Source organism: Novosphingobium sp. BL-S-20 (assembly GCF_055521635.1).
Genome location: NZ_CM145494.1, coordinates 1474774 through 1497421 on the forward strand (window position 1 = coordinate 1474774; position 22648 = coordinate 1497421).

23 protein-coding genes are annotated in these 22648 nt (G+C 63.4%); 6 read left to right on the top strand and 17 right to left on the bottom strand.

Going from position 1 to position 22648, the window contains the following annotated elements; translation table 11 throughout:
• Positions 1-106: 106 nt before the first annotated feature.
• The 5 genes from ACZ1II_RS14820 to rpiB are packed head-to-tail and all read right to left on the bottom strand — an operon-like array spanning position 107 to position 3369.
• Positions 107-847 carry an RNA methyltransferase gene (locus tag ACZ1II_RS14820; RefSeq protein WP_465147124.1) on the bottom strand — a complete coding sequence of 247 codons (741 nt, stop codon included), beginning with the start codon at positions 845-847 and terminating at the stop codon, positions 107-109.
• Entirely contained in the window at positions 840-1328 is a 489-nt protein-coding gene (gene nrdR, locus ACZ1II_RS14825) for a transcriptional regulator NrdR (protein WP_147220525.1), read from the bottom strand. The genes ACZ1II_RS14820 and nrdR overlap by 8 nt, the downstream gene beginning before the upstream one ends.
• Before the next feature lie 44 nt (positions 1329-1372).
• The gene (locus ACZ1II_RS14830; RefSeq protein WP_465147125.1) at positions 1373-1597 is read right to left on the bottom strand and encodes a hypothetical protein; all 225 of its coding nucleotides are present in this window, start codon (positions 1595-1597) and stop codon (positions 1373-1375) included.
• A gap of 18 nt (positions 1598-1615) precedes the next feature.
• The gene (gene glyA, locus ACZ1II_RS14835) at positions 1616-2914 is read right to left on the bottom strand and encodes a serine hydroxymethyltransferase (protein WP_465147126.1); all 1299 of its coding nucleotides are present in this window, start codon (positions 2912-2914) and stop codon (positions 1616-1618) included.
• A gap of 17 nt (positions 2915-2931) precedes the next feature.
• Positions 2932-3369, bottom strand: coding sequence for a ribose 5-phosphate isomerase B (gene rpiB / locus ACZ1II_RS14840; RefSeq protein WP_159827962.1), 438 nt, complete (start codon positions 3367-3369; stop codon positions 2932-2934).
• Positions 3370-3634: 265 nt separating this feature from the next.
• Between rpiB and ACZ1II_RS14845 the strand changes: the two genes are divergently transcribed.
• Together ACZ1II_RS14845 and ACZ1II_RS14850 are read left to right on the top strand one after the other, a co-directional pair.
• A complete protein-coding gene (locus tag ACZ1II_RS14845; protein WP_465147127.1) occupies positions 3635-5347 on the top strand; it encodes a M20/M25/M40 family metallo-hydrolase in 1713 nt (570 codons plus the stop codon).
• Between the two features lie 99 nt (positions 5348-5446).
• Positions 5447-5689 carry a hypothetical protein gene (locus ACZ1II_RS14850; RefSeq protein WP_465147128.1) on the top strand — a complete coding sequence of 81 codons (243 nt, stop codon included), beginning with the start codon at positions 5447-5449 and terminating at the stop codon, positions 5687-5689.
• A 51-nt stretch (positions 5690-5740) separates the two neighbouring features.
• Here ACZ1II_RS14850 and rpoD read toward each other — a convergent pair whose 3' ends face one another.
• The 3 genes from rpoD to ACZ1II_RS14865 are packed head-to-tail and all read right to left on the bottom strand — an operon-like array spanning position 5741 to position 10169.
• Positions 5741-7768 carry an RNA polymerase sigma factor RpoD gene (gene rpoD, locus ACZ1II_RS14855; RefSeq protein WP_465147129.1) on the bottom strand — a complete coding sequence of 676 codons (2028 nt, stop codon included), beginning with the start codon at positions 7766-7768 and terminating at the stop codon, positions 5741-5743.
• A gap of 40 nt (positions 7769-7808) precedes the next feature.
• Positions 7809-9692 (bottom strand): DNA primase, encoded by a 1884-nt coding sequence (dnaG, locus tag ACZ1II_RS14860; RefSeq protein ID WP_465147130.1) that lies wholly within the window; start codon positions 9690-9692, stop codon positions 7809-7811.
• A gap of 24 nt (positions 9693-9716) precedes the next feature.
• Positions 9717-10169: a GatB/YqeY domain-containing protein gene (locus ACZ1II_RS14865; protein ID WP_465147131.1), complete on the bottom strand. Its 453-nt coding sequence runs from the start codon at positions 10167-10169 to the stop codon at positions 9717-9719.
• A 163-nt stretch (positions 10170-10332) separates the two neighbouring features.
• Between ACZ1II_RS14865 and carA the strand changes: the two genes are divergently transcribed.
• From carA to greA, 3 genes are all read left to right on the top strand, one after another.
• Positions 10333-11499, top strand: a complete 1167-nt coding sequence (carA, locus tag ACZ1II_RS14870; protein ID WP_465147132.1) for a glutamine-hydrolyzing carbamoyl-phosphate synthase small subunit — start codon at positions 10333-10335, stop codon at positions 11497-11499.
• Between the two features lie 81 nt (positions 11500-11580).
• Positions 11581-14904 (top strand): carbamoyl-phosphate synthase large subunit, encoded by a 3324-nt coding sequence (carB, locus tag ACZ1II_RS14875; RefSeq protein ID WP_465147133.1) that lies wholly within the window; start codon positions 11581-11583, stop codon positions 14902-14904.
• Positions 14905-15033: 129 nt separating this feature from the next.
• Positions 15034-15510: a transcription elongation factor GreA gene (greA, locus tag ACZ1II_RS14880; protein WP_465147134.1), complete on the top strand. Its 477-nt coding sequence runs from the start codon at positions 15034-15036 to the stop codon at positions 15508-15510.
• An 84-nt stretch (positions 15511-15594) separates the two neighbouring features.
• Here the strand turns inward: greA and ACZ1II_RS14885 are convergent, their stop codons facing one another.
• The 5 genes from ACZ1II_RS14885 to ACZ1II_RS14905 all read right to left on the bottom strand — a co-directional run bounded on the left by ACZ1II_RS14885 (position 15595) and on the right by ACZ1II_RS14905 (position 17764).
• Positions 15595-15816 carry a DUF4170 domain-containing protein gene (locus ACZ1II_RS14885; protein WP_465147135.1) on the bottom strand — a complete coding sequence of 74 codons (222 nt, stop codon included), beginning with the start codon at positions 15814-15816 and terminating at the stop codon, positions 15595-15597.
• Positions 15817-15946: 130 nt separating this feature from the next.
• Positions 15947-16540 carry a hypothetical protein gene (locus ACZ1II_RS14890; RefSeq protein ID WP_465147136.1) on the bottom strand — a complete coding sequence of 198 codons (594 nt, stop codon included), beginning with the start codon at positions 16538-16540 and terminating at the stop codon, positions 15947-15949.
• Positions 16527-16847: a hypothetical protein gene (locus ACZ1II_RS14895; RefSeq protein WP_465147137.1), complete on the bottom strand. Its 321-nt coding sequence runs from the start codon at positions 16845-16847 to the stop codon at positions 16527-16529. Before ACZ1II_RS14895 ends, ACZ1II_RS14890 begins: the two co-directional genes overlap by 14 nt.
• Complete coding sequence (locus tag ACZ1II_RS14900; RefSeq protein WP_465147138.1) at positions 16844-17230, bottom strand: phage holin family protein; 387 nt, start codon at positions 17228-17230, stop codon at positions 16844-16846. Before ACZ1II_RS14900 ends, ACZ1II_RS14895 begins: the two co-directional genes overlap by 4 nt.
• Positions 17231-17251: 21 nt before the next feature.
• The gene (locus ACZ1II_RS14905; protein WP_465147139.1) at positions 17252-17764 is read right to left on the bottom strand and encodes a hypothetical protein; all 513 of its coding nucleotides are present in this window, start codon (positions 17762-17764) and stop codon (positions 17252-17254) included.
• A gap of 199 nt (positions 17765-17963) precedes the next feature.
• Here ACZ1II_RS14905 and eno point away from each other — a divergent pair, with 199 nt between their 5' ends.
• Positions 17964-19250 carry a phosphopyruvate hydratase gene (gene eno / locus ACZ1II_RS14910; protein WP_465147140.1) on the top strand — a complete coding sequence of 429 codons (1287 nt, stop codon included), beginning with the start codon at positions 17964-17966 and terminating at the stop codon, positions 19248-19250.
• Between the two features lie 180 nt (positions 19251-19430).
• On the opposite strand, the gene ACZ1II_RS14915 is transcribed toward eno, so the two are convergent.
• From ACZ1II_RS14915 to ACZ1II_RS14930, 4 genes are all read right to left on the bottom strand, one after another.
• Entirely contained in the window at positions 19431-19997 is a 567-nt protein-coding gene (locus ACZ1II_RS14915; protein ID WP_465147305.1) for a MarR family transcriptional regulator, read from the bottom strand.
• 205 nt (positions 19998-20202) lie between these two features.
• Positions 20203-20349, bottom strand: a complete 147-nt coding sequence (locus ACZ1II_RS14920; protein ID WP_465147141.1) for a hypothetical protein — start codon at positions 20347-20349, stop codon at positions 20203-20205.
• A 341-nt stretch (positions 20350-20690) separates the two neighbouring features.
• Positions 20691-22136, bottom strand: coding sequence for a DcaP family trimeric outer membrane transporter (locus ACZ1II_RS14925; protein ID WP_465147142.1), 1446 nt, complete (start codon positions 22134-22136; stop codon positions 20691-20693).
• A 15-nt stretch (positions 22137-22151) separates the two neighbouring features.
• Positions 22152-22640: a GNAT family N-acetyltransferase gene (locus ACZ1II_RS14930; protein ID WP_465147143.1), complete on the bottom strand. Its 489-nt coding sequence runs from the start codon at positions 22638-22640 to the stop codon at positions 22152-22154.
• Between the last annotated feature and the right edge of the window lie 8 nt (positions 22641-22648).

Here is a 22648-nt window from a genome sequence, read left to right on the forward strand (position 1 = left end):
GGTGCCCCATACGGGCTCGGTCAGGAATGTCAAGCAAGACTGGGCTTTTTGAAGAATTCGCCACAAGCGAATTCCTGCGGCACCGGCGTGAGCCGGGGCAAAAAACTCAACTCCGCGGGCGACGCTCGTTTCCGAGGGCAGAGAGCACACCGCGAAGGGTGCGCACTTCGAGGTGATTCCAGCCCGGCTTCGTCAGCAGGTTGCGCAAGGTCAGCCGGTTGGCTGCCGCGCGCGTTTCGGGCCAGAAATAGTTTTTGGGTTCGAGCAGTTGCTCGAAGTGGCTGATAAGGCCTTCCAATTCTTCCTGCGGGGCAGGGGGGAGCAGTTCCTCGACGGTCGGCTGGGCGAGTTCGCCGGAGCGGGCGGCGCCCTTCGACCATTCGTAGGAACAGAGGATCACCGCCTGCGCCAGATTGAGCGAGGCGAACTCCGGATTGATCGGAACGGTCAGGATCGCGCGGGCCAGCGCAACGTCTTCGGTTTCCAGACCCGAGCGTTCGGGGCCGAACACGTAAGCCGAGCGGCCCTGCGCCTCATGAACTTCGCGCGCAGCCTGCTCGGGCGTGACGACCGGCTTGGTGACACCGCGCTTGCGCACGGTAGTGGCGTAGACATTGCCGCAGTCGGCGACCGCCTCGGCCAGCGTCTCGAAGACTTCGGCGTGTTCGAGCACGGTGTCGGCACCGGCAGCGGCAGGACCGGCCGAGGGATTGGGCCAGCCGTCGCGCGGGGCGACGAGGCGCATCTCGGTCAGGCCGAAGTTGAGCATGGCGCGGGCGGCCTTGCCGATGTTCTCGCCCAGCTGCGGGCGGACCAGTACGATGACCGGTTTCTTTACGTCAGTCATCGCTGCGACCTTCCATGGCGCCCGGACCTGCGACATCGCGCACCGTCCCGGCAAATTCCTCGAAATCGCGCGCTTCGTTGAAGGCGCGGTAGACCGAGGCAAAACGAATATAGGCGACCGAATCGAGCTGGCGCAGACCTTCCATCACCATCTCGCCGATCTCGCGCGAAGAGACCTCGGATTCGCCGAGAGTCTCGACTTGGCGCTGCACGCCGGAGACGAGCTGGTCGATCTTCTCCCGCTCGATCCCGCGCTTGCGGCAGGCGAGCGTGGCCGATTTCTCGATCTTGGCGCGGTCGAACGGCTCGCGGGTATCGTCGCTTTTGACGACGGTGATCTCGCGAAGCTGGACGCGTTCGAAGGTCGTGAACCGTGCGCCGCAGCTGGAACACTGACGGCGACGACGGATCGCGGTATTGTCCTCGGTCGGGCGGCTGTCCTTGACCTGGGAATCATCGTGGGCGCAAAAAGGACAGCGCATTCAGGCAGTTACTTTCAAAGTATCAGGCAAGACTTCAAGAACTTTCAGGGACGTACGCGCTTGTAGAACTGGTATCCCGCACCGACCGCAAGGCCGAGCGGGATCGAGACGAACGGGAGCACGAGGCCCGCGACCGCCCCGGCCGCGCCCCAGGCGAGCACCGGCTTGGTGGAGGGATGGTCGAGGCCATCCTGAAGCATCCCGGCAAGCTCGTGGCGAGCGTCCGCGATGAAATCACCGGTATCGTTGGGGCGGTTCGGGTCGGTCATGGCACTAAGGCTCCTGAATCAGTCCTCGTAGATCGGGAAACGATCGCACAGAGCCTCAACGCGCGCACGCACGTTCTGCTCCACCTGAGCGTCGCCCGCTTCGCCGCACTTGGCAAGGCCGTCGAGCACGTCGGCGACCATGTTGCCGATTTCGCGGAACTCTTCCGGGCCGAAACCGCGGGTGGTGCCGGCGGGCGAACCCACGCGGATGCCGCTGGTCTTCATCGGCGGCAGCGGATCGAAGGGGATGCCGTTCTTGTTGCAGGTGATGCCCGCACGTTCCAGCGCCTCGTCCGCATCCTTGCCGGTCACGCCAAGCGGCGAGAGGTCGATCAGCGCGAGGTGGGTGTCGGTGCCGCCCGAAACGATCGCGGCGCCGCGCTCCTTGAGGGTTTCGGCCAGAACCTTGGCGTTCTCGATCACGCGCTCGGCGTAGTCCTTGAACTCGGGACGCAGCGCTTCACCGAAGGCAACGGCCTTGGCGGCGACGACGTGCATCAGCGGACCGCCCTGAAGGCCGGGGAAGACCGCCGAGTTGATCTTCTTGGCCAGCGCCTCGTCATTGGTGAGGATCATGCCGCCGCGCGGACCGCGCAGCGTCTTGTGCGTGGTGGTGGTGGCGATGTGCGCGTGCGGGAAGGGCGAGGGGTGCAGGCCGGCGGCAACAAGACCGGCGAAGTGCGCCATGTCGACCTGGAACAGCGCGCCAACAGCGTCTGCGATTTCGCGCATGCGCTTGAAGTCGATCACGCGCGGATAGGCGGAGCCACCGGCGATGATGAGCTTGGGCTGGTGTTCCTTGGCGAGGGCCTCGACCTCATCGTAGTCGATCAGGTGGGTGTCCTTGGTCACGCCGTACTGCACGGCCTTGAACCACTTGCCCGAAAGCGCGGCGCGGGCGCCGTGCGTAAGGTGGCCACCGGCATCGAGGCTCATGCCCATGATGGTGTCGCCGGGCTTCACGGTCGCCAGAAGGACGGCGCCGTTGGCCTGCGCGCCCGAGTGGGGCTGCACGTTGGCGAACTGGCAGTCGAACAGCTGCTTGGCGCGTTCGATGGCCAGCGTTTCGACTTCGTCCGAAGGCTCGCAGCCCTGGTAGTAGCGCTTGCCGGGGTAGCCTTCGGCGTACTTGTTAGTCAGCACCGAGCCCTGCGCTTCGAGCACGGCCTTGGAGACGATGTTCTCCGAGGCGATCAGTTCGATCTGCTTGCGCTCGCGGCCGAGTTCGTGGCCGATGGCCTTGGCGACGGCGGGGTCGCTCTGGGCAACGCCGTCAGTGAAGAAACCGGCGGAACGGATGGCGGTGTCTACAGTCATGTTCGGGTCTCTCCGTTTCAGAAGACGGGGTTGGAAAGCTTTTCGACGCGGCCCGCGTGGCGTCCGCCACCGAACTCGGCCGAAAGGAAGGCATCGAGGCAGGCCTTGGCCATGTCTTCGCCGGTCAGGCGCGCGCCCATGGCGATGACGTTGGCATCGTTGTGCTCGCGGGCGAGGGCAGCCGAGAGCGGCTCGGAAACGAGCGCGCAGCGGCAGGCGGGATCGCGGTTGACGGCGATCGAGATGCCGATGCCGGAGCCGCAGAGCGCGACGCCGAACTGCGCGGTGCCGTCGGCGACGACCGAGGCCAGCTTGTAGCCGTAGTCGGGATAGTCGACGCGGTCGGCGGTTTCGGGGCCGAGATCGGCGACCTCGTGGCCGAGTTCGATGAGATATTCACGCAGTGTCGCCTTGAGGTCGACGGCGGCGTGGTCTGAAGCAATCGCAATGCGCATGGGATCGGGCTGCCTGTCCTGATGCGGAGATTCGTTGCGCCTCCCATTAGTCGCGAGTTCGTCTTATTGCCACCATTGTTGGCAATCGGTGGCTGCAATTGCCGGAAGTGGTCAAATTCGAAGCGTTTTTCGCAGGGATGCGGGGAATTCGGCAGAGGCTCGGGCGATTGGCGCCGCATTTTCAACCGTTCCGGCAAAAGGCTGCTGGTAATTGACAGTCCGTGCTTCAAGGCGGATGTTTCGGCATTCTATCAAGGGGTTGGCGGTGAAATCTTCAAGGTATCTCATCGTTGCGCTGCTGCTGGCGCTGGTTCTGGCGATTTTGGGGACGACTCCGCCGCGTCCGGCTCCGGTCGATGCGCCGCCTGAAGCGTTCTCCGCCGGGCGGGCCATGAAGGATATCGAGCGCATCGCCCGTGCGCCGCATCCCAGCGGTTCGGCAGAGCATGCGGCCTTGCGCGGATACCTGATGCAGCGCCTAGGCGAACTCGGTCTGACCGTGCGCACGCAGGAAGGGCAGTTTCCTGCCGATGCCCGCGCCGAGTTGGACCGTCGGGGAGGCAAGGCTGCGTCGCGCGTTCCCCTGACTAATGTGTTGGGCCTGCTGCGAGGGAGCGATCCGAACCTGCCCGCCCTGGCGCTGATGGCGCATTACGACAGTGTGCCGGGTTCGCCCGCTGCCGCCGACGACGGAGCGGGGGTGGCTTCCATTCTGGAGACCCTGCGCGCGCTCTCGCTCGACAGGCAGCGCAAGCGCGACGTGCTGGTGATCCTGACGGACGGCGAGGAATCGGGCTTGCTCGGCGCCCGGATGTTCTTCGCGCAGGCGCAAGAGGCGCGGCGGATCGGGGCGATCGTCAATCTCGAGACGCGCGGGGGCGGGGGCAAGGCCAACTTGTTCCAGACTTCAGCCCGCAACGGCGAGGTGGCCCGCCTCTGGGCGCAGACCGCGCCGCATCCGGCGGGGACTTCGCTGGCGACCTTCATTTACAGCGTCCTGCCCAACGATACCGACCTGACGGTGGCCCTGCCGCACGGCTATCCGGCATGGAACTTCGCTTTCATCGGCAGGCCCGGTCTCTATCACTCGCCTTTGGCGACGGCAGCGAACCTCGATCGCGGTTCGCTGCAACAGATGGGCGAGCAGACACTCGGGCTGGCGCAGGCCTTGACGAAGGCGAGCGACCTGCCGCGTCGCGCCCCGGATCTGGTGTTCTTCGATGTCTTCGGCCTTTTCGCGGTTCACTATGCGCCGTCGTGGGGCTGGGCGATGCTGGCGGTTGCGCTTCTCGGTTATGGGCTGCTCGTTCTGAGGCGACCGGAACCTGCGGAAATACTGCGCGGCGCGGGGAGAATGCTGGCGCTTGTCGTCCTGACCGGAGCGCTGCTCTGGGCGCTAAACATGGTGTCCGGGGCGGATGGGCCAGTGAACTATTACGACCGGCTAGCGGCGATACCCCGGCTTCAGGGCGTCGCTCTCTGTGCTTCGCTGGCGATGACGGTGTTCCTGCTGGGGCGGCGGCCGGTATCGGTGTCCGGCGAAGTGGGGCTGCTCCTGCCGGTGTGGCTGGCTGCTGCCGCGTTTCAGGCTTTCGCGCCATCTGCCGCTTATGTGCTGACCGTGCCGTTGCTGCTCGGCGGTACGGCGGCGTTGCTGCGCGGGCTTGCGCCTCGACGCGAGTGGCGTGTGGTGCTCGTGATCGTCGCGGCGCTGGTGACGGGTTATGCGCTGCTGCTCGGTTATTCGCTGCTTCAGGCCGTGGGACCGGCGCTGCTGATGGTGTGCCTGCTTTCGCTGCTGATGGCCGTGCCGGTTCTCGTGCCGCTGCGGGCGCCGATGCCGGTCGGCGTGGTGCGCGGCATGGCGGGACTGCTGCTGGTTGTGGCTTTCGGTGTGGCGTTATGGGTGCGATGGGATGCGCCTGCCGCGAGCATCGCGACTTATGAGCAAGCCCGAAGCCTCGGCACGAAGGGCTAGGTTTCATTCAGGACGGGAAATGCGTCATGGGCTTGCGATAATCGCAACTCTGGCGCAGTCTTCGCGGGCCGGGTTAGATCGGCAAACGGGAGATCGGCCATGAAGCGTATCTTGCTGTCGTCGTTCGCTATCGCAGGTGTTCTGGTACTGACGGGATGCATGGAGACGATGCCGGGACCGGATCGTCCGCACCGGCCGCGCCCGGAGAAACCCGCCATGTGCACGCGCGAATATGCGCCGGTTTGCGGGGTGAAGCGCGGCAAGCGCGAGACGTTCAGCAATGCCTGCATGGCCCGCGCGAAGGGCTATACGATAGTCGATCAGCGTCCCTGCGGACGATAGACCAAAAAAAGCCCCGCCGAGGCGGGGCTTTTTCTTGGATGTCGTAGTTCCTCACTGATCGAGGAACGAGCGCATCTTGCGGCTGCGGCTCGGGTGCTTGAGCTTGCGCAGGGCCTTCGCCTCGATCTGGCGGATACGTTCGCGGGTCACCGAGAACTGCTGGCCGACCTCTTCAAGGGTATGATCGGTGTTCATGCCGATGCCGAAGCGCATGCGCAGCACGCGTTCCTCACGCGGGGTGAGCGAGGCAAGGACGCGGGTGACCGTTTCCTTGAGGTTCGCCTGGATCGCCGCGTCCACCGGGATGATCGCGTTCTTGTCCTCGATGAAGTCTCCGAGGTGCGAATCTTCCTCGTCGCCGATCGGCGTTTCGAGCGAGATCGGCTCCTTGGCGATCTTCATCACCTTGCGCACCTTTTCGAGCGGCATCGACAGGCGCTCGGCCATTTCCTCGGGGGTCGGCTCGCGGCCCTGCTCGTGGAGGAACTGGCGGCTAGTGCGGACCAGCTTGTTGATCGTCTCGATCATGTGGACCGGGATGCGGATCGTGCGGGCCTGATCCGCGATCGAGCGGGTGATCGCCTGCCTGATCCACCAGGTTGCATAGGTCGAGAACTTGTAGCCGCGGCGGTACTCGAACTTGTCGACCGCCTTCATCAGGCCGATGTTGCCTTCCTGGATGAGATCGAGGAACTGCAACCCGCGGTTGGTGTACTTCTTGGCGATCGAGATCACCAGACGCAGGTTCGCTTCGACCATTTCCTTCTTGGCGATGCGCGCCTCGCGCTCGCCCTTCTGGACCATGTTGACGATGCGGCGGAACTCGGGGAGCGCCATGCCGGTGGCGGCGGCGATGTCCGCAACTTCGGAACGGATGCGCTCGACCGGATCGGCCTCGGCTTCCGCGAAGGCGGCCCACTTCTTGTCCTTCTTCGCCATGTCCGACAGCCAAGTGTCGTCCAGTTCACGGCCGACATAGGTTTCCAGGAAGTCGGCGCGCTTGACCTTGTGACGCTCCGCCAGGCGCAGCATTTGGCCGCCCAGCGTGGTGAGGCGGCGGTTGAAGGCGTAGAGATTGTCGACGAGATACTCGATCTTCGTCGCGTGGAACTTCACCGATTCGACTTGCGCGGTGAGGTCTTCGCGAAGCTGCTGGTACTGGTCTTCCTTGGCAGCGGGGAAGTCGATGCCGAGCGCCAGCGCGTCGAGACGCTCCGACTGGAGACGTTCGAAGGCCTGGAACAGCTCGGTGATGAGCATGAACTTCTCAAGCGCTTCGGGCTTCAGAGCCGCTTCCATCTGGGCGAGGCTGAGGGTGTTGTCCTCTTCCTCTTCCTCGGCCTGGCGCTTGGGGATCGGGTTGCCGTCCTCGTCGACTTCTTCCGAGTTGTCCTCGTCGGAATCGTCCTCGTCCTTGAACGAGGGACCGGCAGTCTTTTCGCTGATCTCGCCGTCGTCGTCGCTCTCGCCGTCCTCATTGAGGCTTTCGGGCGCGGGCTCCTTGGAGAGCATGGCGTCGAGATCGAGAATCTCGCGCAGCTGCATCTCGCCGTTGTTGAGCGCTTCGGACCACTGGATGATCGCGTGGAAGGTGATCGGGCTTTCGCACAGGCCCAGGATCATCATGTCGCGGCCGGCTTCGATGCGCTTGGCGATGGCGATTTCGCCCTCGCGGCTGAGCAGTTCGACGGCGCCCATTTCGCGCAAGTACATGCGCACGGGGTCGTCGGTGCGCTCGACCGTTTCCTTCTTCTTGGTCTCGACGACCATGCGCGGGCCGGCATCGTCGCCGTCACCATCGGCTTCGTCGGTGTCGGAATCGCGATCCGAATCGCCGTCTTCCTGGCCGTCGGCATCTTCGTCGCTATCGACGATGTTGACGCCCATCTCGTTAAGGGCGGAGGTAATGTCCTCGATCTGGTCGGACGTCATGTCCTGGGGCAGGGCTTCGTTCAGTTCGTCGTAAGTGATCACACCGCGACGTTTGGCGCGGGCGATCAGCTTCTTGAGAGAAGCTTCGTTGAGATCGATCAGCGGCGCGTCGTCGTTCTGTTCGCCGGAGTTGTCGTTCTTGCTCATTCTTCGCCGTTATCCCCGTGCATTCAACCCGATTATAACATCAGGACGAAGCCGCCTGTCTTGTCGCCATTTGCCTGAGGCGATTATCAAATTCCAGCTTTCTCTTAAGGAGGCGTTGTTGCTCGGCAAAAGCTTCTTCCGAAAGCTCGCTTTCTAGCCTCGCCGTCGCTCGCGCCAAGGCTGCATCCAGAACTGGACGTTCAACCAAGAGATCGACTGCCTGGGCCAAATCCTCTGCCGCCTGGTCTGCGCCTGTTTCGGTGTTCAGGAACCCGAAGCGCAATCCTGAGTATTCTGCGGTGCCGGGGATCTCCAGGCCATTGTCGATCAATATGGTGGCAAGACGATCGCTTTCAAGCGGCTCGCTTGCCTGGGATATATCGAGCAGCAATCCGAAGCGGGGGTCGAGGTCCGGGGTACGGGCCAGCGCCTCGGCATGACGCCGGATCAGGGCGGGCCAGCGGATCAGTCCGGCAAGCACGGCGGCGGAAAGGGCGTCGCGCGCACCGCCGCCGGTGGCGCGGCGCAGGCGTTCGAGCGATTCCGGTGTCGATTCGGCCTGTGGCTGCCAGCGGCCGTTCTGGAAAGTCCCGCGGCCGCCGCGCTGCTGGCCGGAGCGGAATTGTCCACCTCCGCCCTGTTGCCAGCGGCTCTCGCGCTTGGGGAAGGCGAATTCGGAATAGCGGTCCTGCAACTCGCGGCGGTAGAGACTGGCGATATCCGGGTGCTGGATCGAATCGACATGCGCCATCAGCCGGGCCTTGAGACCTGCCTTGTCCTCGGGCGTGTGGAGTGGCTGGGCGTCGCGTTCGACTTCCCAAAGCACTTCGATTAGGCTCTTGGCGGCGTTCAGGACCTCTTCCATGGCGCGGGCGCCCTTGGCCTTGATCAGGTCGTCGGGATCGAGCCCTTCGGGCAGGCGGACGATCCGCAGGGAATGGGCAGGGCGCAGCAGGGGCAGGGCGCGGGTGACGGCGCGCATGGCGGCACGCTGGCCCGCCGCATCGCCGTCGAAGCAGAGGATCGGCATTTCGACGTGGCGCCACAGCATCTCGATCTGCTGCTCGGTCAGCGCCGTGCCGAGCGGGGCGACGCATTCGCCGATCCCCGCCGCCGCCATCGCGACCACGTCCATATAGCCCTCGACCACCACCATCCGGCCCGACTGGCGCGCGGCGGGGGCGGCGCGGTGCAGGTTGTAGAGCGTGCGGCCCTTGTCGAAGAGGGGGGTATCCGGAGAATTCAGATACTTCGGCGCATCTGTTTTCTCCTTGGTGAGAATACGCCCACCGAAGGCGATCACCCGCCCGCGTGCATCCTCGATCGGCAACATCAGGCGGCCACGGAAGCGGTCGTAGGGATCGCGGTTCTCGACTTCGATCCGGAGGCCTGCCTCGATCAGCATGGGTTCGGGATACTTGCCGAGCGCTTCCTTCATCGCCTGTCGTCCCTCCGGCGCATAGCCGAAGCCGAAGCGCTGGAGCGTGTGGGCGTCGAACCCGCGCGTCGCCAGATAGGCGCGCGCCGATTCGCCGCCGGGGGAGGAGAGGTTCTGCACGAACCAGCCCTGCGCAGCGGCCATCACGTCATGCAGCGTATCGCGCTTTTCCGCCGCCTTTGCCGCGCGCGGATCGGGGGCGGGCACGTCCATTCCCGCTTCGGCCGCCAGTTCCTTGACCGCATCCATGAAGGACAGGCCCTGATGGTCGGTCATCCAGCGGATCGCATCTCCATGTGCGCCGCAGCCGAAGCAGTGATAGAAGCCCTTCTCGTCGTTGATGGTAAAGCTTGGAGACTTCTCGTTGTGGAACGGGCAGCAGGCCTTGAACTCGCGCCCCGCCTTGGTGAGGCGGGTCGAGCGACCGATCAGTGCGGACAGGGTTATCCGCGTGCGAAGCTGGTCGAGCCATTGAGGGGTAAGCACGGTCCTGCCGCCCGATCTGTCAGGTCAGGCCAGCGCCGCCTTCACCCAGCCCGAAGCCTTGCCCATGTCGAGTTCGGTACCGTGACGCGCCTTCAGCGCGGCGACGACCTTGCCCATGTCCTTCATGCTCTCGGCGCCGACTTCGGTCTTGATCGCCTCGATCAGGGCCTTGGTCTCTTCCTCGGAGAGCTGGGCGGGCAGGAATGTTTCGATCACATCCAGTTCGGCCTTCTCGTCGGCAGCCTTTTCGGGGCGGCCACCTTCTTCGAAGAGCTGGATCGATTCGCGGCGCTGCTTCACCATCTTTTGGAGCACGTCGATCACCATGGCATCGTCGTCCGGAAGAGAATCGGCGGTGCGCAGTTCGATGTCGCGGTCCTTGATCTTGGCAAGGATGAGGCGAACCGCGGCGAGACGCGGCTTGTCGCCCGCCTTCATCGCAGTGATCTGGGCGGCCTTGATCGAATCACGAAGCATTGTTTTCCTGCTGTTCTGATAGGGTTGGAAAAGGGTGATGGCGCAAAAGTAGCAAGCCGCGCGCCAAATTGCACCTGTCGCGCCTTGACGCGGTGCACAACCCTGTCTAGCGGGCGGGCCTTAGCACACATAGTCAGAAACGCCGAAAACGGAGCGACCCACCATGGCCGACGCCGCATATACGCTTGCGCCCAAACCTGAAGGGGCGACAGGCGTTCTCGTCCTGAGCGATGGACACGTGGTCTGGGGCCGCGGCTTTGGAGCCGTTGCCGAAGCAGTCGGCGAAGTCTGCTTCAACACCGCGATGACCGGATATCAGGAAGTGATGACCGATCCGTCCTACGCGGGCCAGATCGTCACTTTCACGTTCCCCCACATCGGCAACGTCGGTGTCAACGACGAGGACCTCGAGTCCAAGGTCGATGGCGCCGTCGGCTGCGTCGTCCGCGAGGACGTGACTCTGCCTTCGAACTTCCGCTCTGCCGGTGAGTTCGGTGACTGGCTTGCCGCCAAGGGCAAGGTCGGTCTCGCCGGGGTCGATACCCGCGCCCTGACCCGCCGCATCCGCCTTCAGGGCGCGCCCAACGCGGTGATCGCCCATAACCCCGAAGGCGAGTTCGACATTCCGGCCCTCATCAAGAAGGCGCAGGAATGGCCGGGCCTCGAAGGCATGGACCTTGCCAAGATCGTCAGCCGCGAAATCCAGGAGGGCTGGGAAGGCTCGACCTGGGAACTCGGCGAGGGCTTCGGCGCCGCTGAGGGCGATACCCAGCCCCACGTCGTCGCCATCGATTACGGCGCCAAGGACAACATCTTCCGCAACCTGGTGAAGGCCGGCGCGCGGGTGACGGTGGTTCCCGCCGAAACCTCGCTCGACTCTATCCTCGCGCTGGAGCCGAAGGGCGTGTTCCTCTCGAACGGACCGGGCGACCCGGCGGCGACCGGCACTTATGCCGTGCCCGTCATCAAGTCGCTGCTCGACCGCGACGTGCCGGTCTTCGGCATCTGCCTCGGTCATCAGATGCTCGGCCTTGCCGCCGGTGCGAAGACCTCGAAGATGCATCAGGGCCACCGCGGCGCCAACCACCCGGTGAAGCGTCTTGAAGATGGCGTCGTCGAGATTACCTCGATGAACCACGGCTTCGCGGTCGACAACCAGTCGCTGCCCGAAAACGTCGAGGAAACGCACGTCTCGCTGTTCGACGGTTCGAACTGCGGCATCGCGATCAAGGGCAAGAAGGCATTCGGCGTGCAGTACCACCCCGAAGCCAGCCCCGGACCGCAGGACAGCTTCTACCTCTTCGAGAAGTTCGTGGGCATGCTCGCCTGACCGGCGGCAACCACGAACCGAAACGCGGTTTTCCTCGGAAAACCGCACACTATTGATCAGATCTTCAAGGCGGAATTGCCCATGCCCAAGCGCACAGACATCTCCTCGATCCTCGTCATCGGCGCCGGCCCGATCATCATCGGCCAGGCCTGCGAATTCGACTATTCGGGGACCCAGGCGATCAAGGCGCTGAAGGAAGAGGGCTACCGGGTCATCCTGGTGAACTCGAACCCGGCCACGATCATGACCGATCCGGACATGGCCGACGCCACTTATGTCGAGCCGATCACCCCGGAAGTGGTCGCCAAGATCATCGAGAAGGAGCGCCCGGACGCGGTGCTCCCGACGATGGGCGGCCAGACCGCGCTGAACTGCGCGCTGGCGCTGTTCAACGACGGCACGCTGGAGAAGTTCGGCGTGCAGATGATCGGTGCCGACGCCGACGCCATCGACAAGGCCGAGGATCGCCAGCGCTTCCGCGACGCGATGGACAAGATCGGCCTCAACTCGGCCCGTTCGGGCGTGGCCCACACCATGGAAGAGGCGTTCGCGGTTCTGGAGCGCACCGGCCTGCCGTCGATCATCCGTCCCAGCTTCACGATGGGCGGCACCGGCGGCGGCATTGCCTATAACAAGGCCGAGTTCGAGACGATCGTCCGTTCGGGCCTCGATGCCTCGCCGACCACCGAAGTGCTGATCGAGGAATCGCTGCTCGGCTGGAAGGAGTATGAGATGGAGGTCGTGCGCGACAAGCACGACAACTGCATCATCATCTGCTCGATCGAGAACGTCGATCCGATGGGCGTCCACACCGGCGACTCCATCACTGTCGCCCCGGCGCTGACGCTGACCGACAAGGAATACCAGATCATGCGCAACGCCTCGATCGAGGTGCTGCGCGAGATCGGCGTCGAAACCGGCGGTTCGAACGTGCAGTTCGCGGTCAATCCGAAGGACGGCCGCCTGATCGTCATCGAGATGAACCCGCGCGTCTCGCGTTCGTCGGCGCTGGCTTCGAAGGCCACTGGCTTCCCGATCGCGCGCGTCGCGGCGAAGCTGGCCGTGGGCTACACGCTCGACGAGATCATGAACGAGATCACCGGCGCCACGCCGGCCGCGTTCGAACCGACCATCGACTACGTCGTCACCAAGATCCCCCGCTTCGCCTTCGAGAAGTTCAAGGGCGCCAAGAACGACCTCACCACCGCGATGAAGTCGGTTGGCGAAGTCATGGCGATCGGCCGTAACATCAAGGAATCGATGCAGAAGGCCCTGCGCGGCCTTGAAACCGGTCTCGACGGTTTCAACCGCGTGGTTGAGCTGGAAGGCGCGGGCCGCGATGTGATCACCGCTGCCCTCTCGAAGGCTACCCCGGAGCGTCTGCTGCACGTCGCGCAGGCCTTCCGCGAAGGCTTCACGGTCGACGAGATTCACGCGATCGCGCACTACGACAAGTGGTTCCTGCGCCACATCGAAGAGATCATCGCCGAAGAGGCGAATATCATGAAGCATGGCTTGCCGGTCGATGCGCAGGGTCTGCGCCGCCTGAAGGCCATGGGCTTCTCGGACAAGCGCCTTGCCACGCTTGCCGTGCGTTCGGTCGGCGTTGCCGGCGGCATGGGTGAGACCCAGGCCAAGCGCTCGGGCCTGCTGCACGACGCGCTGCTCGCCATGGCCGGTGCCACCAGCGAGGACGAAGTGCGCAAGCTGCGCACCAAGCTTGGCGTCCATCCGGTGTTCAAGCGCATAGACTCCTGCGCGGCTGAGTTCGAGGCGGTGACGCCTTACATGTACTCGACCTATGAAGCCCCGATCTTCGGTGAGCCGGAGAACGAAGCCAATCCGTCCGACCGCAAGAAGGTCGTGATCCTCGGCGGCGGTCCCAACCGCATCGGCCAGGGCATCGAGTTCGACTATTGCTGCGTCCACGCCTGCTTCGCGCTCTCCGAAGCCGGCTACGAGACCATCATGGTCAACTGCAATCCCGAGACAGTCTCGACCGACTACGACACTTCGGACCGTCTCTACTTCGAGCCGCTGACCGGCGAGGACGTGCTCGAAATTCTGCGCGTCGAACAGTCGAAGGGTGAGCTTGTCGGCGTTATCGTGCAATTCGGCGGCCAGACCCCGCTGAAGCTGGCGCAGACGCTGGAAGATGCCGGTATTCCGATCCTCGGAACCTCGCCCGACGCGATCGACCTTGCCGAAGACCGTGAGCGCTTCTCTGCGCTGGTCGAGAAGCTGGGCCTCAAGCAGCCGGCCAACGGCATTGCCCGCAGCCGTGACGAAGCCGTCGCCGTCGCCAACCGCATCGGCTACCCGGTTCTCATGCGTCCGAGCTACGTGCTGGGCGGCCGCGCGATGGAAATCGTCGACAGCGAACAGCAGCTTGACGACTACATCACCACCGCCGTGCAGGTCTCCGGCGACAGCCCCGTGCTGATCGACCAGTATCTGCGCGATGCCGTCGAGTGCGACGTCGATGCGCTTTGCGATGGCGAGCAGGTCGTCGTGGCCGGCGTCATGCAGCACATCGAGGAAGCGGGCATCCACTCGGGAGACAGCGCCTGCACCCTGCCTCCCTACAGCCTCCCGGCCGAGATCATCGCCGAGATGGAACGTCAGGCCGAAGCCTTGGCCTTCGGTCTCAAGGTGCGCGGCCTGATGAACATCCAGTTCGCGGTGAAGGACGGTGAGGTCTACCTCATCGAGGTCAACCCGCGCGCTTCGCGTACCGTGCCGTTCGTCGCCAAGGCGCTCGGCCAGCCGGTCGCCAAGATCGCCAGCCGCGTGATGGCGGGCGAAAAGCTGTCCGACTTCCCGCCGTTCAAGCGTGACCTGCCGTATATGGCGGTGAAGGAAGCGGTGTTCCCGTTCTCGCGCTTCCCCGGCGTCGATCCGGTGCTGAGCCCCGAAATGAAGTCGACCGGCGAAGTCATGGGCCTCGATGCCGATTTCCCGCGCGCCTTCCTCAAGGCCCAGCTCGGCGCCAGCATGCGCCTGCCCGATAGCGGTACGGTGTTCGTCTCGGTGAAGGACAGCGATAAGGCCGTGATCCTACCCGGCGTGCAGACGCTGGTGAAGGAAGGCTTCAAGATCGTCGCGACGGCTGGCACCCACAAGTACCTGACCGAAGCCGGCGTTCCGGTCGAACTGGTCAACAAGGTCGTGGAAGGCCGTCCGCATATCGTCGACAAGATTGTCGATGGCGAGATCGCGCTGATCTTCAACACCACCGAAGGCTGGCAGAGCCTCAAGGACTCGCAGTCGATCCGCGCTTCGGCGCTGACCGGCAAGATTCCCTACTTCACCACTGCAACCGCCAGCGTCGCTGCTGCACAGGCAATTTCTGCCTTGCGCGGGACCCAACTTGAAGTGCGTTCGTTGCAGGATTATTATAGCTGAAATCGATCTAGCCTCCCCACATCGCTGCGGATCGGCCCCGTCCCCGGGAATACCCTGAGGGACGGGACAGGAAACTAGTCTCCTCCGACTGGTTTCGCGTGCGGGGAGGCAGCAGGAAGGAAGTAATTGATGGCCAGTATCGAAAAGCTCCCCATGCTCGCCGAGGGGTATGAGAAGCTGACCGCCGAGATCAAGGCGCTGCGCGAAGAGCGCCCCCGGATCGTCGATGCGATCGAGGAAGCCCGTGCGCATGGCGATCTCTCGGAAAACGCCGAGTATCACGCGGCCAAGGAGCGCCAGGGCCAGGTCGAGGCGACGATCGCGGACCTCGAAGACAAGATCACGCGCGCCCAGATCGTCGATCCAGCCACGCTGTCGAGCGACAAGATCATCTTCGGCGCAACGGTGACGCTGCTCGACGAGGACGACAAGCCGGTGAAGTACCAGATCGTCGGTCCTTACGAGGCGGATGCCCGGATCGGCCGGATCAGCTACAACTCGCCGCTCGGCAAGGCGCTGATCGGCCGCAAGGTCGAAGAGGAAGTTGAAGTCACCGTTCCGGCGGGCGACAAGTTCTACCTGATCGAGAAGATCGAGTTCATCTGAGCCGATCTTTCGGACTTTGGATAAAAGAAAAGGCCGGCATTTCTGCCGGCCTTTTTCGTTTTCGCCGTTCCCGGCGAAAGAAGCTCAGGCTTCCGACTGATCGGGCTGAAGCAGGCGGTGCAGATGCACGATCACGTACTTCATCTCGGCATCGTCGACAGTGCGCTGGGCGGACGAACGCCATGCATCTTCGGCTGCAGCGTAATCGGGGTAAACGCCGACGAGATCGAGTTCGTTGAGGTCGGCGAATTCAAGGCTGCGGGGGTCTTTGACCCGGCCGCCCATCACAAGGTGAAGCTTCTGCATGGGACCGCTTTCGTGAGTGGGAAGAAAGATGCGGGTCCCATACGTTTTGACAGGTTGCAGGGCAAGAGCGGATCGCGCAGGCGATCCGCTCCTATATATGATATTGCTTCTCAATTGCGATAAGTTAAGTTCAGTGCGGCAGACGCTGCGCCAGTCCGCTGACCAATTCGGCGATGCGATGCGAGCCGGAACTGGCGGTTTCGCTGGCATTCTTTCCGATTTTCTGCGCCTGACGGGCAGCCGCTTCGCCTGCCTCGCTGGCGCGCTTGGCAGAGGAGCGGCCCAGGGCACTTGCAGCAGCCAGCGCTGCCATGCCGTATTTTTCAAGTCGCTCGGCGGCAAGCTCACCGCTTTTCTCGGCGCGGTCCGCAATGGTGCCTGCCTGCTTGCGCGCGCCGAGACTAAGATCGTGGACCTTCTCCGCCGCTTCCTTTCCGAAGAGGGCGGTCGCTGCGCCTGCCGCCTCTGCGAGATGAGCACCCTTGGAAAGGCCGCGCGACAGCACGCCGCGGGTCAGTCGGCGCGGCAACAGGGCGCTGACCAGCACGCCTGCGGCCACTCCGCCTGCAACCACCAGCACGGGATGGCTTTTCACGAAAGCGACGACCTTTTCCGAAGGGCGCGGCTCTGCCTTCGCCGCATTGAGAACCACCACTTGCCCGGTGTTCGCACCGCTGGCGGAGGTTTCGGGGATCTTGGGGGTGGTTGGTTCAATCTTGCTCACCGTCGGACTCCTTCGGATGTCGGCCGGAACCGAACAGGCGTTCGATCCCGGCGATGATCGGGTTACGCAAAAGCCAAAGCGCCAGCGCGGTAAAGGTTCCGCCGATCGCGACGGGATGTTCCTCCACGACGGCGACCGCTTCGTCGAGCATGTCAGCCGCCTGTTCTATGGCTTCGTCGAGAATGCGCCCCGTCAGGCCGCGCACTTCGAAATCGGCCTTGAGCGCGCCGTAGCGCGCGTCGAACACCGCCTTTGCGGTATCGCGGGTAGCGCGATCTTCGGCGAGTTGGCGGGCGAGGGCGCTCATTCGACATCTTCCTTGCTGGAAAGCAGCGCCATCATCCGCTTTACGCGCGTACGTGCTGAGACAGCCATGATCGCTGCCACGACCAGCACTGCAACGGGAACGACGATCATTGCCAGCCATGGGCCGATCAGCGTGCCGAGCGCGATGACAAGGCCCAGGACCAGCGCCACGACTGCGAACAGCACCAGTACCACGGCGCCGATTCCCAGAACCGCGATCGAGCGCGTCTCCGCCCCGACGAAGGCGGCGCGGGTCTTCTGATAGGCCAGTTCGGCCTGAGCGAATGTGCGCGCCTCGCCTACGAGCAGGCGCACGTCTTCCATAAGCGAAAGGTCCTCCCCCTCCGTGACGGGAGGGGGGAGGGCGGCTTGGGTGTCGAGCATACTATTGCGAACGCTAGGCGATCAGCTGCTCTTCTTGAACAGGCGCGCGATCAGGAAGCCTGCCGCCGCTGCGATACCGACGGCGGCTACCGGGCTGCGGCGCACGAATTCCTTCGCTTCCTCACCCAGTTCGTCGAGCGACTTCTCGTCGAGCTTGGTGGCGGTATCGGCGAGCGACTTCGAGGCCGTGCGCGCATAATCGCCGTACTTTTCACCGGCCTTTTCGTCGATCAGTCCGGCATTGTCGTCGATCAGCTTCGAAAGGCCGACGATCGCCTGGCTGGCCTTGGCCTTGCCCTGGTTGGCGAGATCGGTCGCCTTGACCTTGGCATCGTCGGCAAAGGCGCTGGCCTTGGCTTTGGCGTCTTCGGAACGGACCTTGGCCTCGTCCGACCATTCGCCCTTGGTCTGGCTGAACTTTTCATGGCAGCTGTCGGCCATGGCCAGAACGCCTGCCTTTGCTTCGTCCACGGCCTTGCTGAAGTGGCTCTTCGCGTTCTCGGTGCCGTTTCCGGTGCTAGTCGTCTCGGACATTGCAGATTCCTTCCTTGTTTGCCGCTGCGCCACATTCGCCGCGCCGTATTGACGGGTATCTAGGCGCTTAGCGCCAAGAGTAACACAACTTGTCGTCGAAATGGCAACGCAACTTGTCAGGCGTAGTTCCCCTGCTAAGACGCCAGCGAGAGTGCGCTGAGGCGCCTCATGGTTCGCCTTGCAGGAGGAATAGCCTTTTATGACCGCGATTATCGATATCCACGGCCGCGAAATTCTCGACAGCCGCGGCAATCCCACTGTCGAAGTCGATGTTCTTCTCGAAGACGGTAGCTTCGGTCGTGCAGCGGTTCCCTCGGGCGCTTCGACCGGCGCCCATGAAGCCGTGGAACTGCGTGACGGCGACAAGTCGCGTTATCTCGGCAAGGGTGTGCTCAAGGCTGTCGATTCCGTAAATGGCGACATCGCCGAAGCTCTCGTCGGCCTCGATGCCGAAGATCAGCGCGACCTCGACCTCGCCATGATCGAACTCGACGGCACCGAGAACAAGAGCCGTCTGGGCGCCAACGCCATTCTCGGCGTCAGCATGGCAGCGGCGAAGGCCGCCGCCAATGCGCGCGGTCTGCCGCTCTATTCCTATGTCGGCGGCGTTTCGGCGCATGTCCTGCCGGTGCCGATGATGAACATCATCAACGGTGGCGAACATGCCGACAACCCGATCGATTTCCAGGAATTCATGATCATGCCGGTCGGCGCCGATTCGATCGCGGAGGCGGTGCGCTGGGGTTCGGAAATCTTCCACACGCTGAAGAAGGGGCTGCACGAGAAGGGCCTCGCGACCGCAGTCGGCGACGAGGGCGGTTTCGCACCGAACCTCGCCAGCACTCGCGATGCGCTGGACTTCATCATGGCCTCGATCGAAAAGGCCGGTTTCAAGGCGGGTTCGGAAATCCAGCTCGCGCTCGACTGCGCTTCGACCGAGTTCTTCAAGAACGGCAAGTACGAGATCAGCGGCGAGGGCCTGAGCCTCTCTCCGGTCGCTTTCGCCGACTATCTGGCCGATCTGACCGATGCCTATCCGATCGTCTCGATCGAAGACGGCATGGGTGAAGACGATTTCGAGGGCTGGAAGGCGCTCACCGACAAGATCGGCCACAAGGTCCAGCTCGTCGGCGACGATCTCTTCGTCACCAACCCGAAGCGCCTGACCATGGGCATCGAGAAGAGCCTCGCCAACTCGCTGCTGGTGAAGGTCAATCAGATCGGCACCCTGACCGAGACGCTGGAAGCCGTCTCGATCGCCCAGCGCAGCGGCTATACCGCCGTGATGTCGCACCGTTCGGGCGAGACCGAGGACGCGACGATCGCCGACCTCGCCGTCGCCACCAACTGCGGCCAGATCAAGACCGGCTCGCTCGCGCGTTCGGACCGGCTTGCCAAGTACAACCAGCTCATCCGCATCGAGGAAGAACTGGGCAAGGCCGCGCGCTACGCCGGTGCTTCGGCTTTCGGTCGCCTTTCGCGCTAAGAACCCAGCCGGTTACGGCAAAAAGACCCGGTCTCCTTGCGGAGGCCGGGTCTTTTCCTGTCCGGAATCGAAGCCGGGTGGCCGGTTTCCATCAAGGAAGGCCGACCACTCGGTCGCCGCCGCAGCCGCTTGCGCCTGATTACCCCCCTGTGGGGCGGAACGGGTCGGTTTCAGGCTCGCTTATCGGGCTGCCAGGACCCCGGGGCGGGGATCGTCGAGCAGCACCACGGATCGCGATGCGGAGGCGAAGTATTCGAGCATCGCGGCGTAACCCCGCGCGCTCAGTTTGACGTAGACGCGCCGGGCATCGCCGGGATCGGCTTCGCGGACGAGCAGGCCCTGTTTTTCAAGGATGGTGATCCAGCGCAGGGCCGTGGTGGAAGGGACGGCGGAGCCGATGCAGGCGCTCGTTACCGAAACGCGCCGCCGTTCCTTGGCAGCGATGAACAGATCCAGCAGGATATCCCAGGCCGGTTCGCCGAAAAGGTCTTCCGATTGGAAGATCTTCGTTCGCCTGCGGCGGTCGTCGTAAGTCTGTCGGGCCAGTTCCACCCAGATCGGGTGATCCTGGCTGGCAGCAGTCCTGCCGCTTTCGCGGACTTCCGGCGGAATGCCTATATCGCCGAAATCCGGGGTGAAGCTTGCGCCGATTTCGAGTTCGCGGGCCATTGCAAGAAGTTCATTGGCGATACCGATCAGACGAATGGCTTTCGCCCGATTGCGCATCAACTGATCGGTCTTCTCCATAAATCCGTGCCACCAGCGCTTGACCGCAAAGCAGATCGCAGCATCGTCGTGCGACGAAATCCAACGATGTTTGCAGTTGTTACCCCCATTTTCATGAATGCCCGCAATGAACACTGCCGAATGAGGCAGTTCTGTTCGAAGCGATAACAAAATTCATGAACGAGATTATGGATAACCACAGAGCCGTTACGACGTCTTGTGCAGGTTACTCCGGTTTGGAGTGAGTTCGCTCGATTTCGCGGTGAAAACGCAGGGAGTCGATCGCAGCCTGAAGATGGGCTGCAGCAACGAAGGCGCCCATTTCTTCAAGTTCTTCCAGCTTTTCGTCAAGTTCGCCGATCAGTTGAGTCATGTTCGCGTCCCTAATCACGTTATGTTTCTCCAGCAGGCGAACGTACTTCGCCCGAGCCTGATCGGCCGTATTTCCCCGAGGTTTTCAACCAAGGCGCGTGCCGGCAGGCGTTTTGGTTAATGAATGCTCCGATTGCGATCAATATCGGAGGCATTGATCGTGCAATTACAGAATTTTCACCGTCTTGGAATAAGAGAATTGTGACTGTCCAGCTTCTGAACAGCTCTGTTTGTTCCATTAATGAGGTGAAAATATTTATATGTACGTATTTACACATAAATTTATCGGGCTGGTCAAAGCGCCTTAGGGCGCTTCAATTGTATGAATTGACGCGTAAATCTTTAGCGCACGAAGTCATATTTGACGCTGGCCTGTATCCGGCTGGCACTGCGGGTGCTGCCGTCCTGGCGCTTCAGGCGACCATACAGACCCTCGATTCCGACCGAGAACGACGAAACCGGAGACCAGATCAGGTTCAACGCGCCGTAACGGGATTCCGAAAAGGCGTCGCCGGGCAAGAGCCCTTCATCGCGCAGGCCGAGCACGCCGGCGACCATGTTGCTCCGGAAGGCTGTCGACCAGTTGTGGGTATAAGCGCCGTAACCGCCCAGGTGTTCGATCAAGTGCAGGCTGCCATCGGAGCGGATTGCTGCATCGAGTCCCAGGCCGTTGATATCGTTGATGGTATGTGCCGCGCCCTTGCCCCAGAGCGCACCTGCCGAAACGGCATTGGCCTCATCGAGCGAGAACGAGCCTGACGCGGAGAGCGCAAAGCCCATGGCATCGTCTTTCGGTCCGCCGTCAGCGCTCCGATAGCCGATCCGGCGCAGGATGCCGCCCAGTTGCAGGTGGCCTTTCGAACCCTCGTAACGCCCGACCAGCACCAGGTCAGGCATGGTCTCGGCCCCCTTCTGGTTGTCGGCGAGTTGAAGGTCGGTGTCGGGCTGCTCCAGCGAGAGGGTGAGGTGCGTGTCGGGGGCCACCTTGAACGACTGGCGAACGGACGCCGTGCGCAGGAAGATCGCGCCTCCCGGCCCCCAGTTGTCGAGCGTGTCGGGCAAGGCATCGGCATCGACGAGTGCGGAATAGCCGTAGCCGCCATAAGTGTTGCCGACCTGGCCGTAGGCGTGGTTGAGATGGAAGCTATAGCTGGTGCCGTCTCCGTAGAAGTCGTTTTCGACGTAGAAACGCAAGTTGCCGAGCGAGGAGGGGCGGCGCACTTCGAGGCTGAAACGGGTGGCGCGGGCGCTGACGTCGGCGCGGTTGCGGGCCTTGTTGCCGAAGGGGATCGAGGGGACGCCGAACTGATCGCGGTCGCCCACGAAGCGGGGGTCATAGATCAGGTCGACTTTGGCGAAGCCGCCGATGCGCACGGCGGTTTCGGTGCCGGGGATCGGGATGAAGCCTTTGAGGTCGGGATCATTCGGCGGGCTCTGGTTGTCGGGGCGGCTGGCGCCGGTGATGCGGTCCCCGATGGTGTCGCGGCCCGGCAGCGGCGAGGCGGTGACACCAAGGTTGCTGGCGGCGCTGGCGACTTGCTTGCTGCCTGGATGGGCAGGCGGTGCGGCGGGGGGTTCTCGAGGTGCTGCTGCCACTTGCGCAGGGGGGGCGCCGCTCTGTCGCATCGCCGCGATCTCGGCCTTCAGTGTTTCGACGGTAGCCTTGAGGTCGGCCACTTCGCCGCGCAATGCGGCGACGTCGTTATTCTGGGCCTTGGCAGGCAGGGCGGCTGCAGCGGAGACTGCCGCGCAGGCCAGAGCGAGGCTCCGGCCGGAAGAGTGGATCATGCATAACCCCCTTCATCAGACAGGGCGCACGAGCATCCTCGCTTCGGGGCCGTAGCCCTTGGCCGGATCGAGCAGCCCGTCGCCGAGCAGTTCGAAGCCCTGCTTTTCCCAGAAGCCATGGGCGTCCCCCACGGCGATCAGCACCACGCGGGAAAGCCCGCGCGCCTTGGCCTCGTCCACCGCGATCCGTACCGCCTCGCCTGCGAAACCCCGCCCGCGCGTGGAGGCGCCCAGGGCAAGGTCGTGCAGGAAATAGCAGTCGAACGGCTCGGCAAGGCCGGTCATCGGCGCGTCTATCACCGGCGGCCGGTCCTGCCGGCCGGGGTGGGAGACGAGGTAACCGGCGACCTTGCCGTCATCTCCTTCCAGCACGTGGCAGCCGGACGGGTAATGCCGGAAGCAGGCGGCGAAGACTTCCGCGTTCTCGGGATAGTCGAGGTGGACGATGTCCGCCACGTCCGCCACATGAGCCACGTCGTCTTCGCGCATTTCCCGCCAGTGCATCGTCTTGC